Origin of the sequence: Methanobrevibacter sp., assembly GCF_045120835.1 — an archaeon.
Taxonomy (GTDB): domain Archaea; phylum Methanobacteriota; class Methanobacteria; order Methanobacteriales; family Methanobacteriaceae; genus Methanocatella.
In genome coordinates this window covers 1-16,300 of sequence record NZ_JBGVFE010000010.1, presented here as the reverse complement: position 1 = coordinate 16,300, position 16,300 = coordinate 1, and the positions used below count along the sequence as shown (strand labels likewise).

Sequence of the window (16,300 nt, the reverse complement as noted above, 5' to 3'; positions counted from 1 at the left end):
GTTAAGTTAGATGGGTATCATATGCCATCGTAGCTCAGTAGGTAGAGCGTTCGGCTGTTAACCGATTGGTCACAGGTTCGAGCCCTGTCGATGGCGCTTGGGCCCATAGCTTAGCCAGGTAGAGCGTCCGGCTCATAACCGGAAGGTCATGGGTTCGAAGCCCATTGGGCCCATGGTAATTTAAACTTGATGAAATCTGCTCCGGTGGTGTAGTCCGGCCAATCATTTCGGCCTTTCGAGCCGAAGACTCGGGTTCAAATCCCGGCCGGAGCATTTAAAAAATTTGTTAAGATTTTTAATGGTTTCTATGTATCCTTACTTTTCTTAAGCGGGGGTGCCCGAGAGGCCAAAGGGGACAGGCTTAGGACCTGTTGACGCAGGTCTACCAGGGTTCAAATCCCTGCTCCCGCACTTTAACAATTTTTTTATTAATTATTCATGACGCCGGGGTAGGGTAGGTGGTCATCCTCCAGGACTGTGGATCCTGGGACTCGGGTTCGAATCTCGGCCCCGGCCCCATTTATAATACTATTTTTTTTAAGATTACTTCTCAAATGCTCTCTCATTTATTTTATATATTGTTAAATTCAGATTATTTAATTGAGTGTTATTATGGCAAAAAAAGGTTCTGCTGAAGAAAGGGATTTGGTACATAAGCTATGGGATAGGAATTTTGCAGCTATGAGAGCTCCAGCTTCTGGAGGAGCTACAAAAAGACCTTTGCCGGATGTTCTAGCTGGAAACGGCAAATTGTATTTGGCAATTGAAGTTAAAACAACCACAAAAGAAAAGATTTACATTGAAGAGGAACAGATCACTTCGCTTTGTGAATTTTCAAAAATATTCGGTGCTAAAGCATATATTGGAGTGAGATTCAAATACACCAAATGGTTATTTTTAGAACCTGAGAATACTCCAAGAACCCGCACCGGCAATTATCGTGTTGAAAAGGATTATGCGCTTGAAAAGGGTTTCGAAATAGATGAAATTGCCGGTATCGATAAGCAGATGAAATTCGAATAATTGCAAATCTTTATATATTATTAAAAAGTAATTTATTATTGTATGTTATGTGGGGTTATGGTGTAACCTGGCAGCATCGGGGACTCCAGTTGTCTTTGAAGAACTATACGCGTAACTGAACAGTACTTGTTGTGATGATCAATTGGAGTACTGAGGCAAGAGACATCCCCGGATTGGGGTTCAAATCCCTATGACCCCATTTTTATACTTAACTTTTTTTCAAAACTTTTAATTACTTTCCAGTTTATACTATCTTTTATGTCAGACATTGTTTTTATTATAGGATTTAATTACGATTCAAATTGTTATTTGATTAATGATAAGATTTTAGTTGATACCGGTGCTGGGCAAAATAAGGATTACTTATTCTCAAAACTCGAAGAAAATGGGGTCAAACCGGATGATATCGAATTGATTGTAAACACTCATTGTCATTTTGACCATATTGGGGGCAATCACTTTTTCCCAAATGCTAAAATTGCAGTTCATAAATTGGATGCAATATCTATTAGAAATAAAGATACACTTGGAACTTCTCTTTCCGCTTTTGAAAATGAGGACAATTCAAGGGTCGATATCGAATTGGATGATGGGGATAAAATCGAGGATTTTGAAGTTATCCACACTCCGGGACACACCAGCGGTGGAATTTGCCTTTTTGATGGTGAAAACCTGATTAGTGGCGATACTATATTCGCAGGAGGGGGTGTTGGCAGAATGGACATTGGCGGAGACTATCTGGATATGAAAAACAGTGTAAAAAAATTAATGGAATTGGATGTTAAAAACATCTATCCCGGCCATGGTCCGATTGTAGAGAGAAATGGGAATGAACATATCAGAATGTCTTATTCAGTCCTCTAACTTTTTGGAAACCTTTTTTAGGGTTCCTCTTTTAACAAGAATGGAAACCTTTTCCCCACGGGCAATCGTATTGTCCGGCTGTGGGATAATCAGCTTACCGTTATGGTATGTGGCAATGATAATGAAATCCTTTGCAGGTGACACTTCTTTAAAGCGTTTTCCGACAATCCTGTCATTGGTTATTGTCATTTCAATAATTTCCGCATCTCCTTCTCCAAGGGTGGTTAATTTGGATACTCTTGGATTTGTGACAAATTGAGCAAGGTCTCTTGCAGCACTGATTTCAGGGCTGATTACCCTATCAATACCAACTTCTTTGAATGCCTCTTCGTGATCAGGGTTACTTACACGTGCAATAATTGTTTCAACATCATATTTCCGAACAAGGATGCATGATAAAAGATTTGCTTCATCGTTACCGGTTGTCGCAATAAAGAAATCTGCATCTTCTATGTTGCTTTCTTCAAGCAGTTTGGAACTGGTTCCATTTCCACAAATAACGAGTGCATCTAGTTCTGCGGCAACTTCATTGCATAATGCTTCATCACTTTCAATCAGTGTGATGTCAAATCCGCTGTCAATTAATAAATTCGCAAGGGAAAGTCCAACACGACCCCCTCCCATGATTATCGCATACATATAAATCTCCCCTATACAATTGATAATCAATATTTATTTTTAAATAATATAAATCTATCTTTTAAAAATTTCAAAGGCAGCTCTTAGGGTTATAAGTACCGGATAGATTTCTAATCTTCCTGTCCACATGTCAAACATACTGACTATTTTCAATATCGGATTTAAGGTAGGAGTGATTATTCCAAGCTCTAAACCGTTATTTCCCTGCAGGGACATTGCTGCAAATAGGCTTTTAAACGGATCATATCCGAATAGGCAAAAGAGTCCCCAGGTAAACATAATAAACATCATGTAAAGGGTGATGAAACTTCCTGCCTGCGCTATGGATTTTTCAGGAATCTTGTGGCCGTGCAATTTGACGGGTACGACCCTTCCTTCAGGGGATAGAATTTCTCTGACATGTCTGTAGATTCCTTTAAAGTAGGTAATCATCCTTACAAGCTTAATTGCACCTACTGTAGAACCGTTTGACCCTCCGGTTAGCATCAGACACATTATGCAGATTATAACGAAACTAGGCCATCCTCCCATCACTACAGGACTTGCTACGCTTGCACCGGTTGTGGTAATCGCTGAGACTACAGTAAACAACAAGTCCATCGGAACAATATTTGATACAAAATAAAGAGCCAGTGTTACTCCTGCAATGACTGTGATGATTATCTTGAATTGCAAATCATCAATCAGTGACCTTCCTCTTGTTTTAATGACCTTGTAGTGGACTAAAAAGCTTGTTGCTCCCAAAATCATCAGAACTATTGAAATAAAGTAGATGACATTGTCATGATAGAATCCCATATTTGCATTTTTGATGCTCATCCCTCCTGTTGAGATGATGCTGAAGGTATTGCAGATGGAATCGAAAACAGGCATTCCCGCAAGCAGATATAGGATAATTCCCGCTACTGTATAAATAACATATATTTCCATTGTCTTTTTGAGTGTGGTTTTGATACTTGGCTTGATACGTTCATCACGTGCTTCTGATTGATATAGTTTAGAAGATACTGATCCGGGCTTTGTCAAGACACCGATAACCATAACAACAACCCCCAAACCGCCAATCCACTGTTCAAGGGCTCTGAAAAATAGGATACTGTGAGGTAAAATTTCAACATCCACAAACATGGTCATTCCTGTTCCGGTTAAGGCGGACATGCTTTCGAAAACACCGTCGATTGGTGAGATGTTTGTCGCAAGCATAAAGACGAATCCTCCAATGAGGCTGGCCCACAGCCACGCAAATGAAGAAATCATCATCCCATGTTTGAGACGTATTTTTTTGTTGGCTCTCTTTTCAAAATATCTTAGGAAAAACTCCCCCAATAGTATTGATATCAATCCTGGAATGACAAAACTAAGGATATCGAATTCAAAATAAATCAGATCAAATATCAGCGGAATCAGACACATCGCTCCGATTCCTATCATAAGATATCCGGAGTTTCTCGCAACAATAACTAAATCAGTTTTAGTAATATACCTCATTAGTTAAAAGTTAGTATACATTTCTATATAAATTTTTAAGTATAATGAATTAAATAGTATTTAATTGAGGTAGAATCATGGACCGCAAAACTATTTTGTTATTGGGTTTCGGTATTCTTATTTTAATCATAATGTTATGGTTTGTTGGAATAGATAAGGTTATTGATGCTTTGAAGATAGCCAATATCGGAATCATAGCTATTGCTATAGGAATTCAGGTCTTTACTTATTTTTTATACACTTTGCGTTGGCAAATACTTAACCGTATTGTGGACATGGATGTGGGTATTAAGAAATTGCTTCCAATGGTATTGGTAGGGCTTGCAGTAAACAACATCACTCCATCAGGACGTGGTGGTGGAGAACCTGTAAGGGCATATATTTTAGCAAAGGAAGAAAACTATCCCATGAAAGAAACATTTGCAACGGTTGTTGCCGACAGGGCTTTGGACACATTCCCATTCATAGTATTGGCTGCAATTACTGTAACGGCGATGGCATTTCACTTCGATGTTCCATCATGGTTGCTTGTTGTAATGATTTTGGCGGTCATTGTGATTGTTGTTATTTTAATAGTTCTTATTTATATGTGCATCAATCCCAATTTCGGAAAACGGGTTGACGGGTGGATTATAGGTATTGTCAGAAGATTTTATAAGAAAAACTCCGAAGCACTGGAAAATAAAATACATGGAGCCATTTTCGGATTTCAAGATACCATGGGTATGTTAATGTCAAATAAAAAGGTATTGTATTATACTATTCCATTGTCTTTTCTGATTTGGTTTTTTGAAATATTCAGGGTTTATCTGGTCTTTTTGGCATTTGGAGCCCATATCAATTTCCTCGTTATTGCTGAAGTATTCATCGTAGCTTCACTTGTCGGTATGATTCCATTGCTTCCTGGAGGTCTTGGAGCTGTTGACGGAGTAATGATGACATTCTACTCAACAGCAGGAATTTCATTTTCATTAAGTGCTGCGGCAACTGTTATTGAAAGGCTGATTTCATTCTGGATGGCTACAATAATTGGTTTGGTAATATTGCCGTATTACGGTTCATCAGTTTTAGATAAAATATCATTTTCACCATCTTCAGGAGAAATTGAAGAAACTCCTCAGGATGACTCGGATGAGGAGCAGATGAGTTAATTGAACCAATCCAAACGAATTTTTTATTTTGATGCTCTAAGGGCCGTTGCAATTTTGTGTGTTGTGCTTCTGCATGTCACAGGCCATCTTGGAGAAATCATGAACTATAATGTCTCAACGATTTATTCGCCCAGCGGTGCTTTTGAGATATTTGCAAACAACTTTTTCAGAATTGGAATCGCATTGTTCCTGATGCTTTCCGGTGCACTGTTGCTTGGACGTGAATGGGAAGTTAAAAACTTCTTATCAAAACGTATAATTCGTATTTCAAAACCGTTCATATTCTGGTCAGTTATTTTCACTTTAATGCTTGTAATCAGTTCATATTTCATCTCAAGCATTAATTTCGTTACTCAATTTGGATTTTTCGATATCTTTAAGGTATTTATAGACACTTTATTGTGTAAGGCACCCGGATCTGCAGTTTACTGGTTCTTCTGGATGATGCTTGGCATGTACATATTGATGCCGATTTTAAATAAATGGATAAACGGCACGGATTTTTCTAAAATTGAATACTTCCTGATAATATGGGCTGTTTACATTTTTGCGGTTTATTCGTTGATGCTTCCTGTTCCCGAGATAATATCATTCTTTATAAGCCCAATTGGCTTTGTGGTTTTGGGTTATTATTTGAGGCATACTGAGAGAAGGATTTTCAATAATCCTGCCGTTGCGGGAATTTTAATTATTTTGCCGGCAGCGATAATGTTTGCCTATTCATATAGTGTCGTAAATAGCGACATTCTCTTTGTTTTTCACAGGTACTCAATTCTGGTCATGATTGAGGCTGTTGGAGTATTCTGCTTATTTAAGTCCGCCAAGTCTATAAATAATCTGCCAGGCTCTTTTACAAATGCCATATCTTCAATTGCGGTGTGCAGCTATGGGATGTATCTGATTCACAGTCAGATTATAATGGTTGTTCGTAAGGTATTGCATCTTTCATTCAATTTCACCCTTGACTATATCATTCTGTTTATTGCGGGATTTATCGTATCATGGATTATAATTTATATTTTAGCTAAAATCCCATTTTTAAACGATTTTATTGGTGTAAAATAATTTCATAATTTCAAATAGAAAACTTTATTTTAATATATAATCATAAATTTAATTATCACAAAAAATTTAATTTTTAAAAAAATTTTGGTGAAAATATGGAAATTAATGGTGTAAAAATACAAGATACCTTTGCTGAAGGTTTTGGAATTAAAGTATCTAGATTAATTATTACTGCAGCTACTAAACATTTAGCTAAAATTGCAGCTACTGAAGCTACCGGATTTGCTACTTCAGTTATCGGATGTCCTGCAGAAGCAGGTATTGACCAATACGTTCCTCCAACCGAGTCTCCAGATGGAAGACCTGGTTACGCAATCATGATTTGCCACATGTCTAAAAAAGCTTTAGGCGGACAAATTATGGACAGAATTGGTCAATGTGTTTTAACTGCTCCTACTGCAGCTGCATTTAATGCTTTAGAAAGTGAAGAAGCATTCCCAACAGGAAAACAACTCAAATTCTTCGGTGACGGATTCGAAACCGAAAAAGATGTAAACGGTAAAAAAATGCATGTAATTCCTATTATGTCTGGTGAATTCTTAGTTGAAGACGAAATGGGATTCAAAGATGGAGTGGCTGGTGGAAACTTCTTTATCATGGCTGACAGTCAAATGTCTTCCATTGTTGCTGCTGAAGCTGCTGTTGATGCTATTCATGCTGTTGCTGGTGTAATCACTCCTTTCTCAGGCGGTATGGTTGCTTCTGGTTCCAAAACAGGTTCCAAATACTCTTTCATGAGTGCATCTACCAACGAAAAAGAATGTGTAACATTAAAAGATCAAGTAGAAACTGAATTACCGGAAAACGTATTCGGAAACATGGAAATCGTTATTGATGGTGTCGATGAAGAATCAGTCAAAGCTGCTATGAAAGCAGGTATTGAAGCTGCTTGCCAAATTCCTGGTGTTATTGAAATCGGCGCTGGTAACTACGGTGGAAGCTTAGGTCCTTACCAAATCCACTTACAAGATTTATTCTAGAGAAATTACCTTTTCTCTACTTTTTTTTACTTTTTTGCACTTATTTTTTTAAAATCTTTTTCGGCTTTGATTAAATAGAATTATTATATGGGTAGTGATTATGTTTGCAAGAAATTTTTTAGTGGTTCCATTATTTCTTTTAGTAATTCTAACAGTTGGAATTGCATCAGCATCACACGACATTACCGATAACAGTACTTTACAAGATATTCAAAGTATTGATGCGGGCGAGATAATCGGTGAAATCGAAAGTGAGGAAGATCTGCATGATCCGGGAGATGTCCAAGTTAGGATGGATACCAAAATCGAATCCAAAAATGTATGCAAATATTACAAGGAAGATTTGGAACTGATTAGTTATCTAAAGGACAGTCATAATCGGCCCATATCTAACAAAAACCTTTCAATTATCATTGACAATAAAGTTCATCATGAAATCAGCGATAATTCTGGAAGAATCGTTTTGAAGCTCAATTTAAAGCCTGGCACCTATTCCACTGCAATCAAGTTTGACGGTGATGAGAACTTCACGGCAAGCAATGCGAATGTTCTCGTCAATGTTAAGAAGCCGGCATTAAAAATCACTGCTAAAAACTATAAAACATACTGGCATTCAGATTTGTTTTTCAAGGCAAAAGTGATAAATAAGATAACTAAAAATCCTGTTAAAGGAGTTAAAGTAATATTCAAGGTTTACAATGAACATAATAAGTGTAAACTGTATTATTCAACCACGGATTCCAACGGAATCGCTAAGTTAAGGAAGAATTTCAGGACAGGTTCCTATAGGGTTGTTTCTTATGTCAATGATAATGGCATTGTATCTGGGAAATCTGAAGCAACTTTAACTGTCCGGCCTACTGCGGAAACTGGTTGCACTTCATTATACGTGCAGGTCAGTAACTCGGAAGCTGTTGCGGGTTTTAGAAGAGATGCGACCAACGCTAAAACTATACATATTGTCAAATATAAATTGAATGGCAAGGCCGCCGTCAAACAATATAAAACCAACAGTTACTTTTTCCATTCACTGACAACCTGTGATGGCTGGATGGCGGGAACTGGTGGTATGGACAACCCTGCCATCAATCATGCCATTGAAAGGCTTGCGGGAATAATGATCAAGTCTGGAAAGATCAAAAAATCATATCTTGACCAAATCCAGCAATATGAAAGAATATTGGGATTGGGCCACTTTTCAATCAAGGCACCGAATGGACAGTATGCACTTGTTTGGGCAAGCGGCATTTATCAGGGCAAATTAAAGCCGGGTGAATATATAAGCGTTCCTAACGGAAAATCCTGCTTTAGACATGGAACCTGGGAAAAATTCTCTAAAAACCCTGCCAAGGCAGCCATTAAGATTGCGGCCACCGATTCATATGGTGTAAACAGAAGGGATGCCACAGCATTCCATTGGAAAGCGACAACCTCTGAAGGCAAAACCACTTCAAAATTAAAGGTTTACGGTGCAAATGATAATGGGCATCTGATGGGAAGAAGCACGGGGCACCTGAAAGATGACATTAAGTTTATGGGCAAATTCTACTCTAAAAATAGCTTGCCGAAAACTCCGTCTTCCAAATTGCTTGGAGTTCATCAATTTGGAAACATTGACAAGTTGATTAAAAGACAGACAATTGTTAAATCATCAAAATTAACTAAATTCGTCAATGAGTCCAAGACATTTGACATAACCGTCAAGGATAGCAAAACAAAAAAGCCGATAAAAAACCTTAAAATTAAACTAAAGGTTGATTCCAAGCTATTCAAAATAAAGACAAATAAAAAGGGAATTGCCAAATTCAATCCTAAATTCCTGACAGCGGGAAGTCATGAGGTTGTTGGATATACTGATGATATCAGATATTCTGTTTCATTCAAAGGCAAGATTCATATTAGGGAATAAATATCATTCAAGATATTTTCTTGTCATTTTGGCTATCTCTTTATCGCTTAAATTTTTGCCCAATATCTTTTCCTTGGTTTCCAAATCCTTAATGAGTTTATCGAAAGTAGCCCTGTCAGGGCCTGATATTAAGTGGGAATGGATATTGTTTGTGCTGTTATATAAGTTATCCAAGGCCGCCTTTGCATCTGGATGTGATTTTAGATAATTGGTATAGCGCATGCCGTCTTCCATATTCATGGTCTTGATTTTTCTCTTTAATGGTGTTTCAATTCCCGGTATATGGTAATCAATGGTTTCTAATGTGCAGCCATACTTACTAATAACCTTAAATTCATTTAATATCTCATCGGAACTGTGTCTTACGGTCAGTCTTAATACATGTGGGGTTGTTGCTTCGTAGTATAGGTCTTTTCCTCCAATGACTTCCGGAGACACTATTTTATCCGCTCCGGCTTTTCTAAGTCGTGAAATGTTTTCCATTTTGCTTGCTCTGGTCACAATCCATGTGTTCTGGTTTGTTTCACGAATTGTTAATACAATGAATAGATTAGTCACATCATCTCCGGTACTTATTATAACGCTATTGCATTTCTCGCCGGCCAATTCAGAAATCAAATCGTCTTCTGTTGCATCTCTTTGAAGCACGACAACGGAATTTGATTCATTAATATTTTCACATACCTCTTCACTTTTATCTATCACTATCACATTCTGATTTCTTTGTGTGAGCTCTTCAAACACTACTTTTCCCACTCTTCCATAACCGCAAAGAATGAAATAATCATCCATATTCTTAATTGTTCCCATTTTCCTCGCTCCCTTAGAAAATCTGCTCATTCTTTCTTGAAAATTTGTTAATATTAAGTTAAATACATAAGCAAGCAGCCCAACTCCTCCAATCGCTAGAGTGGTTGCAAACATCTTTTGAATCCCAGTATGGGGAAGATAGTCCCCATATCCTACTGTTGCCATGGTAGTTACAGTATAGTAAATGGAATCTATGAAATTCAGGTCCATTATGATGATGGAACCGATGATTCCATAAATAAACAATGCAATAACCAATATCAATCCACTTGCAACAATTCTTGTGGATATTCTTGTTAAAATTTTTAATGTAATTTTCCTCATGAAATTTTTCCCTAAATTAAGATAATTATATTTATATTAAATTGTTATATTTTAAGTTAAAGGTGATTTTTTGAAACCGATAGATATGATGGTTACCGATTTTAATTGTGAATATTTGGGATTGTCAAGATTATGCTTAATGGAATCAGCCGGAAAGTCACTGGCTGAGGAAGTGGGCAAGATTGCAGTATATACATTTTCAAAACCAGTTAAGGTAGTGATATTCACCGGTTCTGGAGGAAATGGCGGTGACGGTTTTGTTGCTGCAAGATACCTTTTGAATAGAGGATATGATGTTGACATTTACATGCTTAAAGACAATATCCGCTCTCATGAGGCCAAAATAAACTTTGAAATTTTGCAAAACATGAAACCTAGATTGTCACGTTTGACTATCTATAATCTAAAAACATTGGAGGATATCAATGGCTGTGAAGTTGCAGGAAATGATGATGCGGAATATGTCATTGTGGACGGGCTTTTGGGAACTGGAATCAAAGGGAAGCTCCAGACCAATGTCAAAAGGGCCATTGAGATTATCAATGAGTCAAATGGGGTTAAGATAAGTGTTGATGTGCCTTCGGGTATGGATCCTCTAACCGGTGAAGTTAATGATTTGGCGGTTGTTCCGGATTACACAATCAGCTTTCACAAGATTAAGGACGGTGTGCGTGACGCTGATGAGGAACTGGTCGGAGGTCTTGTAACTGCTGATATTGGAATTCCATTTGAAGCAGAATATTTCGTCAATTTTGGAGACTTTTTAAGACTTAAAGGCAGGGAATCAGCATCCCATAAAGGAAACAACGGTAGTCTGCTTATTGTTGGTGGGTCTAAAGAGTATTCCGGTGCTCCGGCCATTGCGGGAATGGCGGCAATCGGTGCGGGTTGCGATTTGGTTTATGTGGCAAGCCCTCAAAATGCTGCAGAGGCCATAAAGTCAACATCTCCTGATTTAATTGTCAAATCCCTTGAGGGGGATAAGTTGTCATTGAATAATTTGCAGGACATTTTGGAATTGTCTCAAAAGGTTGATGCAGTATTGATTGGTCCGGGAGCAGGGATTGATGAAGAAACTGCAAAGCTATTCAATGTTCTGGTTGCAAAAATCAAAAAGCCTATGGTTCTGGATGCAGATAGTTTAAAGCAGGTTGACATCTCATTAATCAAAAATCGCGAAGACATCATATTGACTCCTCATATTTTTGAATTCAAATCCTTTTTCAATGTCAATGATGACTTAAGGCTGGATATTGATTCTTATGATTTCGAAAATGTGGATGAAAATATCACCGCTTTTCAGAGAATCACTCGCCAAATAAAAGGAGCTGTCGTTGTTAAGGGCAAATATGATCTGGTCTTATCCGGCACCAAATTCAAGATTAATAAAACGGGCAATGCCGGCATGACCGTTGGGGGAACTGGCGATGCTCTGGCTGGAATTTGCACAGCATTGCTCACACAGGATTTGAGTTCCTTTGATGCAGCTTCATTGGGAGTTTTCATTAATGGGTTGGCTGGTGATAAGGCATACGACGAGAAGGGCAACGGATTTTCAGCAAGTGACTTGGTATCCTGCATTGGTGGTGTGATTAGGGATGGATTATGTTAAGGGCATTTTTAAGGCACGTCCCAACAGATTCATTGCAGAAGTGGAAGTTGACGGGAGTCTGGAAATTGCTCATGTGCCGAATACGGGAAGATGTAAGGAATTATTGGTTGAAAATGCGGTTGTTTGGCTTGAACCATCCGACAATCCTAATCGAAAGACAAAATTTTCCCTGCACTTTGTCGAGAACAAGGGAGTACTTGTATCACTTTACTCACAGCAGGCCAACAGCATCGTATATGATGCCATTGTAAGTGGCAAGATAAAAGAGCTTGTGGGTTATGATTATCATCAAAGAGAAAAAACAGTTGAAAACTCAAGAATAGATATATACTTGGCAAACCATGAGGACGATTGTTGCGGCATGAACTTTCTGGTTGACTCATGTTACGTTGAGGTAAAGGGAGTTACGCTGATTGTTGATGGGGAAGCAAGATTTCCGGATGCTCCAACCGAAAGGGGAGCAAAACACCTGAAAGAATTGATTAAGCTTAAGGAGGAGGGAAACCGATGCTGTGTATTTTTCCTGATTCAACATCCTGCCGGAAAATTCTTCAGGCCCAACTGGGAAAATGATCCGGTCTTTTCTGAGACTTTAAATGAAGCTTACAGTAAAGGGGTTGAAATTTTGGTCTATCGATGTGACAATCAGCTTGAAGGTATTGAATTAATTCCCGAATCATTGGATTTTGATTTGGGAGAAAGTCTTGCCTATAGCGTCGTTAATGACTAGATTTGCAACATCATCATAAGGAGTTTCGCTTTTGTTAATCAACACCAAATTGTCGCCGTTAAAGTAATTTATCAGTCCTGCTGCAGGGTATACAACAAGTGAGGTTCCTCCAATGATTAAAGTTTCAGCATTTTGAATGTAATCAATTGCAAAGCTTAAAACGCCATTGTTCAATGGCTCTTCATATAAAACCACATCCGGTTTGACGATTCCTCCGCATTCGCACCTTGGAATGCCATCACTTTCTAAAATATGATTTAAACCATATTCTCTGTTACAGATTTGACAGTAATTTCTGTGGATGCTTCCATGAAGCTCAAAAACCTCTTTGCTTCCTGCCTTTTGATGAAGGCCATCAATATTTTGGGTAATGACAGCCTTTAATTTTCCGGCTTTTTCCAATTCTGCCAATTTCAAATGGGCCGGGTTAGGCTCTGCATCCTTGAAAACAAGATTTTCCTTGTAGTATGTAAAGAATTCTTCGGTATGGTCCATATAATAGGTGTGGGAAACCAGATTTTCAGGTGTGTCACCATATTTTTTTAAACTTTTAAAAATTCCGCTTTCTGACCTGAAGTCGGGTATTCCACTTTCTGTTGATACTCCTGCACCTCCAAAGAACACAATATTATCAGAAGAGTCGATAATTTCTTGTAATCGGTTAATTTTAGACATATTAATATTTATATTATTAACAAATATTAATTTTTCCCCAGATTCATTAATAAACTTTTAAATATGATATTTAACAGAGTAGTATTATTAACTTGTTATTAATTTTTGCGAGGATTTTCATGGAAAACAATGATTCAAATCTTGATTGGATGGTTTACTGGTCGCTTCCAAGGTATAATCCCAGAAACAGCCAGATTAAACTGATTAATGAAATTAATTTCGCAATTAAAAAAGGCTTTAAAAACATCATCCTGGAAGCCGGAACTGGTATAGGAAAATCCGCTATCGCCACAACACTTGCAAATATGTATGAGGATTCATATATCCTGACAATGACAAAGCAGCTTCAGGAACAGTACCTGGATGATTTTGGAGATATGCTTGTTGAAATTAAGGGTCGGGGAAATTATAAATGTAACTACAAGGGAAGTTGCGATTTCTGTATTAAGGCAGAGTACAATTTAAGGAGATGCAGCGATTGCGAGTATCAAATGGCCTTTAAAAAAGCGGTTGAAGCCAAAAACGTTATAACAAATTATGATTTTCTCTATTATGCAGGAGTTGCAAATCCTCTTTTGGATTCAAGGGAACTTCTGATTTTGGATGAGGCCCATAATCTGGAGCGTAAGATGCTGATGCTTTCATCCTGTGATCTTAATCGTGAATATATATCAACAAAATTCGGTATTGATATTTTTGAGCCTATAATGCATGCAACTAAATCAATCAACGATTTGAAAAGAAATCCGGAGTACTGGACAAGATTATGTGATGATTTAATAAAGGAATGTAAAAAAAGAATCAAAAAAATCGAAGGGGATGCCAATAAGACAGTTCAGGTCACTCTGGATGAGTTTGAAAACGACCCTTCAAAGTATTCCAATTTTGATTATGTCGAAAAGCAGAATCTCGAACAGGACATGAAAAATTTCGCTTCTATTTCTCTGGGTCTGGCTCACAAGGAACTGATCATTGACCTGCCGGGTAAGGAGAGCATTTTAAAAAATCAGATGGACATCTCAGCAGAGTTCAAACCATATTCCGTTGTTGATGATACTCAAAACCTTTTGAGTTTGGGAAATATCTGCATATTTTTAACAGGAACGCTGGGAAGCAAGGACAAGTTCTGTGAATGGAATAACATCAATCCTGATGAGACATATTATATTTATGAGAAATCGCCATTTGATGTGGCCAAAAGGCCAATTTATACTGATTTTGTCGGTCGGATGAGTGGCTCTAGAGGTAAAAAGCCAAACTGGAAAAATCCAAGGGCAATTAAAAAGATTCGGGAGTTGCTGGATAAACATTCAGATGAAAAGGGAGTTATTCACACGTCAAGCAATGAGCAGGCATTTTGGATAATGGATCAGCTAAAGGATTATCCGTTAATATTTGTTGGTGGTGAAGACAGAAACATGGTTTTAAAGGAATTTACCCAGACAAAGGAAAATCTGATTCTTATTGGAGCTTCAATTAAGGATGGTGTTGACTTCAAGGGAGATTTATGCAGATTCCAGATTGTATTTAAGATTCCCTATCCTCAACTGAATGAACAGGTAAAATATCGCCGTGACCTTGATCCCAAATGGTTTTACTATCAAACAGTTATGGCACTGATGCAGGCTTATGGTAGAGGTATTCGTGATATGGATGACTGGTGTGTAATGTATATAATCGATTCCAGTTTCAGGCAACTGTTTGAATATAATCGTGGATTTTTCAATGAATATTTTGCTGAAGCGGTTCAAAAAAAGAAGTAGAATGATAGCGTAAAGCTATCTGTTTAATTTTTGGTAATTTGCAGCTTGAAGACCGTGGTATTTGATCATACCTTCAACTTCTCTTTGGTCAGTTTCCTTGTCTTCAAATGTAATCTGTTCAATGCTGTGTAAGCTGAACGGTGATTTTCTCACAATAGGTTGGATTGAACCTTTGAATATTTTCATCACGACTTCTCCGCTTACCCTTTCCTGCATGTTGTCGATTGCCTGGTCTAAATCGTCTCTTAATGGTTCCTGCCATAGTGCTCTGTAGACCAAGTCGGAATAAAGGGTTGACATGTATTCTGCAAATCTTAATTCGTCGGTAGTTAAAACCAATTCCTCCAATGCTTGGTGTGCAGCAATCAGTAATTTTGCGCCAGGAGTTTCATAGATCTCTCTGCTTTTGATGCCGATCATTCTGTTTTCAATGGTATCGATTCTGCCGATGCCGTGGCTTCCTGCTATTTCATTTGATTTTTTGATGATTTCAATCAATGGCATCATTTCACCATTTATTGCAACAGGAATTCCTTCCTCAAATTCAATGGATACCTTTTCAGGTTCGTCTTTAGCGTCCTTCCATGAGGCGGTCCATTCGTAAATGTCTTCAGGAGGCTCATTTGCAGGGTCTTCCAGGACATCCCCTTCAATTGCTCTTCCCCAGAGGTTTTCGTCAATGCTGTAAATTTTATCATAGCTCAATTCGATGCCTTTGGATTTGGCATATTCCTGTTCTTCGGTTCTTGTCAAATTCATTTCTCTGATTGGTGCAATAATGCCTAAATCTGACATTGAAAGAATAATCGCTTCAAATCTGAACTGGTCGTTTCCTTTTCCGGTACATCCGTGTGCAATTGCAGTTGCTCCTTCTTTTTCAGCAACTTCTATAATTTTTTGAGCTATCAATGGTCTTGCAAGTGCGGTACTTAAAGGGTATCCTTCATATTCGGCATTTGCCTTAATGCCGCGTGCGATGTATTCGTTTGCAAATTCCTCTTTAGCATCAATGTTGTAGTGTTTGAGTCCACCGATTTTGGATGCCATTGTTTTTGCCTTTTCCATCTCTACTTCGCCCTGTCCTACATCCACACATGCAGTAATAACTTCTACATCGTATTCTTCTTCTAATAATTTAACACAGACAGAGGTATCAAGTCCTCCGCTGAATGCTAAAACTACTTTATCAGTCATTTAATTCACCATATAATAAAAATAAGTTTTACAGTAAATAGTATATTTTTAATAGTATTTATAATTTTAAAAA

General features: G+C 37.8%; 14 protein-coding genes and 6 tRNA genes. 15 read left to right on the top strand and 5 right to left on the bottom strand.

From position 1 onward, the window contains the following. Positions 1-23: 23 nt before the first annotated feature. The 8 genes from ACJMLO_RS01005 (at position 24) to ACJMLO_RS00970 (ending at position 1,887) form a co-directional block, all read left to right on the top strand. A tRNA-Asn gene (locus ACJMLO_RS01005) sits at positions 24-96 on the top strand. Between the two features lie 3 nt (positions 97-99). Then, positions 100-173: transfer RNA gene (locus ACJMLO_RS01000), tRNA-Ile, on the top strand. Positions 174-198: 25 nt separating this feature from the next. Then, positions 199-273: transfer RNA gene (locus ACJMLO_RS00995), tRNA-Glu, on the top strand. A gap of 55 nt (positions 274-328) precedes the next feature. After that, positions 329-411, top strand: a tRNA-Leu gene (locus ACJMLO_RS00990). A gap of 32 nt (positions 412-443) precedes the next feature. Next, positions 444-519 (top strand) — tRNA-His (locus ACJMLO_RS00985). A 93-nt stretch (positions 520-612) separates the two neighbouring features. After that, positions 613-1,023, top strand: coding sequence for a Holliday junction resolvase Hjc (gene hjc, locus ACJMLO_RS00980; RefSeq protein ID WP_405293036.1), 411 nt, complete (start codon positions 613-615; stop codon positions 1,021-1,023). Between the two features lie 51 nt (positions 1,024-1,074). After that, positions 1,075-1,222 (top strand) — tRNA-Trp (locus ACJMLO_RS00975). Positions 1,223-1,281: 59 nt separating this feature from the next. Further along, a complete protein-coding gene (locus ACJMLO_RS00970) occupies positions 1,282-1,887 on the top strand; it encodes an MBL fold metallo-hydrolase (RefSeq protein ID WP_405293034.1) in 606 nt (201 codons plus the stop codon). Here the strand turns inward: ACJMLO_RS00970 and ACJMLO_RS00965 are convergent. Beyond that, the gene (locus ACJMLO_RS00965; protein WP_405293033.1) at positions 1,876-2,526 is read right to left on the bottom strand and encodes a potassium channel family protein; all 651 of its coding nucleotides are present in this window, start codon (positions 2,524-2,526) and stop codon (positions 1,876-1,878) included. The genes ACJMLO_RS00970 and ACJMLO_RS00965 overlap by 12 nt on opposite strands. A 54-nt stretch (positions 2,527-2,580) precedes the next feature. Beyond that, positions 2,581-4,014, bottom strand: coding sequence for a TrkH family potassium uptake protein (locus ACJMLO_RS00960; RefSeq protein ID WP_405293031.1), 1,434 nt, complete (start codon positions 4,012-4,014; stop codon positions 2,581-2,583). A gap of 77 nt (positions 4,015-4,091) precedes the next feature. Between ACJMLO_RS00960 and ACJMLO_RS00955 the strand changes: the two genes are divergently transcribed. From ACJMLO_RS00955 to ACJMLO_RS00940, 4 genes are all read left to right on the top strand, one after another. Further along, positions 4,092-5,165 (top strand): UPF0104 family protein, encoded by a 1,074-nt coding sequence (locus tag ACJMLO_RS00955; protein ID WP_405293029.1) that lies wholly within the window; start codon positions 4,092-4,094, stop codon positions 5,163-5,165. Then, positions 5,166-6,230, top strand: a complete 1,065-nt coding sequence (locus ACJMLO_RS00950; RefSeq protein ID WP_405293027.1) for an acyltransferase — start codon at positions 5,166-5,168, stop codon at positions 6,228-6,230. Between the two features lie 95 nt (positions 6,231-6,325). Continuing rightward, positions 6,326-7,210: a formylmethanofuran--tetrahydromethanopterin N-formyltransferase gene (gene fhcD / locus ACJMLO_RS00945; protein ID WP_405293025.1), complete on the top strand. Its 885-nt coding sequence runs from the start codon at positions 6,326-6,328 to the stop codon at positions 7,208-7,210. A 100-nt stretch (positions 7,211-7,310) separates the two neighbouring features. Continuing rightward, positions 7,311-9,119 (top strand): hypothetical protein, encoded by a 1,809-nt coding sequence (locus ACJMLO_RS00940; protein WP_405293023.1) that lies wholly within the window; start codon positions 7,311-7,313, stop codon positions 9,117-9,119. 3 nt (positions 9,120-9,122) lie between these two features. Here ACJMLO_RS00940 and ACJMLO_RS00935 read toward each other — a convergent pair whose 3' ends face one another. Then, entirely contained in the window at positions 9,123-10,253 is a 1,131-nt protein-coding gene (locus ACJMLO_RS00935; protein WP_405293021.1) for an NAD-binding protein, read from the bottom strand. Positions 10,254-10,323: 70 nt separating this feature from the next. Between ACJMLO_RS00935 and ACJMLO_RS00930 the strand changes: the two genes are divergently transcribed. Continuing rightward, the gene (locus tag ACJMLO_RS00930; RefSeq protein WP_405293019.1) at positions 10,324-11,865 is read left to right on the top strand and encodes an NAD(P)H-hydrate dehydratase; all 1,542 of its coding nucleotides are present in this window, start codon (positions 10,324-10,326) and stop codon (positions 11,863-11,865) included. Further along, a complete protein-coding gene (sfsA, locus tag ACJMLO_RS00925) occupies positions 11,852-12,595 on the top strand; it encodes a DNA/RNA nuclease SfsA (RefSeq protein ID WP_405293017.1) in 744 nt (247 codons plus the stop codon). The genes ACJMLO_RS00930 and sfsA overlap by 14 nt, the downstream gene beginning before the upstream one ends. On the opposite strand, the gene ACJMLO_RS00920 is transcribed toward sfsA, so the two are convergent. Continuing rightward, the gene (locus tag ACJMLO_RS00920) at positions 12,542-13,270 is read right to left on the bottom strand and encodes an NAD-dependent protein deacylase (RefSeq protein ID WP_405293015.1); all 729 of its coding nucleotides are present in this window, start codon (positions 13,268-13,270) and stop codon (positions 12,542-12,544) included. The genes sfsA and ACJMLO_RS00920 overlap by 54 nt on opposite strands. A 119-nt stretch (positions 13,271-13,389) precedes the next feature. Here ACJMLO_RS00920 and ACJMLO_RS00915 point away from each other — a divergent pair, with 119 nt between their 5' ends. Then, positions 13,390-15,033 carry a helicase C-terminal domain-containing protein gene (locus tag ACJMLO_RS00915; protein WP_405293013.1) on the top strand — a complete coding sequence of 548 codons (1,644 nt, stop codon included), beginning with the start codon at positions 13,390-13,392 and terminating at the stop codon, positions 15,031-15,033. A gap of 15 nt (positions 15,034-15,048) precedes the next feature. Here the strand turns inward: ACJMLO_RS00915 and ACJMLO_RS00910 are convergent, their stop codons facing one another. Then, positions 15,049-16,227: an argininosuccinate synthase gene (locus ACJMLO_RS00910; protein ID WP_405293011.1), complete on the bottom strand. Its 1,179-nt coding sequence runs from the start codon at positions 16,225-16,227 to the stop codon at positions 15,049-15,051. Positions 16,228-16,300: the final 73 nt, after the last annotated feature.

Excerpts from the sequence above, each read along its gene's own strand:
- ACJMLO_RS00935 (WP_405293021.1), bottom strand. The coding sequence starts at position 10,253 with ATGAGGAAAATTACATTAAAAATTTTAACAAGAATATCCACAAGAATT.
- fhcD (WP_405293025.1), top strand. The coding sequence starts at position 6,326 with ATGGAAATTAATGGTGTAAAAATACAAGATACCTTTGCTGAAGGTTTT.
- ACJMLO_RS00955 (WP_405293029.1), top strand. The coding sequence starts at position 4,092 with ATGGACCGCAAAACTATTTTGTTATTGGGTTTCGGTATTCTTATTTTA.
- hjc (WP_405293036.1), top strand. The coding sequence starts at position 613 with ATGGCAAAAAAAGGTTCTGCTGAAGAAAGGGATTTGGTACATAAGCTA.
- ACJMLO_RS00940 (WP_405293023.1), top strand. The coding sequence starts at position 7,311 with ATGTTTGCAAGAAATTTTTTAGTGGTTCCATTATTTCTTTTAGTAATT.
- ACJMLO_RS00965 (WP_405293033.1), bottom strand. The coding sequence starts at position 2,526 with ATGTATGCGATAATCATGGGAGGGGGTCGTGTTGGACTTTCCCTTGCG.
- ACJMLO_RS00920 (WP_405293015.1), bottom strand. The coding sequence starts at position 13,270 with ATGTCTAAAATTAACCGATTACAAGAAATTATCGACTCTTCTGATAAT.
- ACJMLO_RS00915 (WP_405293013.1), top strand. The coding sequence starts at position 13,390 with ATGGAAAACAATGATTCAAATCTTGATTGGATGGTTTACTGGTCGCTT.
- ACJMLO_RS00910 (WP_405293011.1), bottom strand. The coding sequence starts at position 16,227 with ATGACTGATAAAGTAGTTTTAGCATTCAGCGGAGGACTTGATACCTCT.
- ACJMLO_RS00960 (WP_405293031.1), bottom strand. The coding sequence starts at position 4,014 with ATGAGGTATATTACTAAAACTGATTTAGTTATTGTTGCGAGAAACTCC.
- ACJMLO_RS00970 (WP_405293034.1), top strand. The coding sequence starts at position 1,282 with ATGTCAGACATTGTTTTTATTATAGGATTTAATTACGATTCAAATTGT.
- sfsA (WP_405293017.1), top strand. The coding sequence starts at position 11,852 with ATGGATTATGTTAAGGGCATTTTTAAGGCACGTCCCAACAGATTCATT.